The sequence below is a fragment of the Rhizobacter sp. P2_H2 genome, from assembly GCF_056403375.1.
The window spans coordinates 1-1,539 of the sequence record NZ_JBFUFP010001194.1; the positions used below are offsets into that span (position 1 = coordinate 1).

2 protein-coding genes are annotated in these 1,539 nt (G+C 71.1%); both read right to left on the reverse strand.

Going from position 1 to position 1,539, the window contains the following annotated elements; genetic code table 11:
* The coding region (locus AC1D15_RS31500; protein WP_477829137.1) for a molybdopterin-dependent oxidoreductase at nucleotides 1–999 on the reverse strand (999 nt) is incomplete at its 3' end.
* A 40-nt stretch (nucleotides 1,000–1,039) separates the two neighbouring features.
* Nucleotides 1,040–1,539 (reverse strand): MmyB family transcriptional regulator (locus AC1D15_RS31505; protein WP_477829138.1); only part of this gene is annotated, 500 nt, incomplete at its 5' end.

The window sequence follows — 1,539 nt, forward strand, 5'->3', positions numbered from 1 at the left end:
GAACATCGCGCCGCCGGGTTCATCGAGGTGGCCGGTCAGGATGTTCAGCACGTCGATCAGCCACGAGCAGGTGGTCCCATAGGCCTGCACGCAGGTGCCGAGCCGGCCGTAGACGCAGCCGCGCCCGGCCGCGGCGAGTTCGCGCGCGAGGCTGCGGATCACGCTCGCATCGATCCCGCAGCGCGGCGCCATCGCGTCGGCAGCGAACGGCCGCACCGCATCGCGCAGCGCCTCCACCCCCACCAGGTGCGGCTGCAGGCGCCCGAGCCTCACCAGCCCCTCGGCGAACAGCGTGTGCACCATCCCGAGCAGCAGGAACACGTCGCCCCCCGGGCGGATGAAGTGGTGCGCATCGGCGAGCGCGGCTGTCTCGGTGCGCCGCGGGTCGATCACCACCAGCCGGCCGCCGCGCGCCTTCATCGCGCGCGCCTTGCCGCGGAAATCCGGCACCGTCCACAGGCTGCCGTTGCTGGCCATCGGGTTCGCACCCAGCACCAGCAGGAAGTCGCAGCGCTCGATGTCGGGCACCGCCATCGACAGCCAGTGGCCGTACATCAGCCCGTTCGACAGCTGCTTGGGCATCTGGTCGAGCGTCGAGGCCGAGAAGAAATTGTGCGTGCCCAGCGCCTTCAGCAGCCGCGGCATGTACAGCAGCAGGCCCATCTTGTGCGCCGACGGGTTGCCCAGCGTCAGCGCGACGCTGTCCTTGCCGTGCGCCTCGCGCAGCGGCAACAGGCGGCGCTCGATCTCGGCGAAGGCCTCGTCCCAGCTCGCCTCGACGAAGCGCGCGCCGCGCCGGATCAGCGGCGTGCGCAGCCGGTCCGGGTCCTCGTGCAGGTCCTTCAGCGCGACACCCTTCGGGCACAGGAAGCCGGCGCTGAACACGTCGGCCGCGTCGCCGCGGATGGTGCCGATGCGTCCGTCGTCGTCGACCTGCACCTCGAGGCCGCAGCAGGCCTCGCACAGCGGACAGATGCGCAGCGCGGTTCTTGAGCTCATCGTCGTCTCCTGGATGCGGATCGTGGCCGCCGTACCACCTTTATGCGCCGTTCGGGCTCGCCTGTCCGTCACCGAGGCGACGCAGCAACTGCGCGGTCTCGGCATCGGCCGGGAAGAAGGTCTCCAGCGCCAGCTCCGACAGCGTGATGTCCACSGGCGTRCCGAACACCGTCGTCGTGCTGATGAACGACAGCACGCCCACCGAGCTGCGGATCTGCAGCGGCACCGCGACTGCGCTCCAGTCGTCGCCGCCGGGCGGGCTGTCGTCGCCGGGGTAGCCCTGCAGCTCGTCGAGCAGCGCCGCGAGCACCGGATCGCCGCTCGCGTGCACCTGCGTGCGCAGCCGTGCGAACAGGTGGGTGCGCCAGGCGTTCAGGTTGACGATCTTCGGCGCCACGCCGTCCGGGTGCAGGCTCAGCCGCAGCACGTTGACCGGTGGCACGAGCAGGTGCGGCGCGACGCCGTCGAGCAGCAGTGCCATCGGCCGGTTGTGCGCCAGCAGGTTCCAGTGCCGGTCGACGGCCAGCGCAGGGTGCGGCT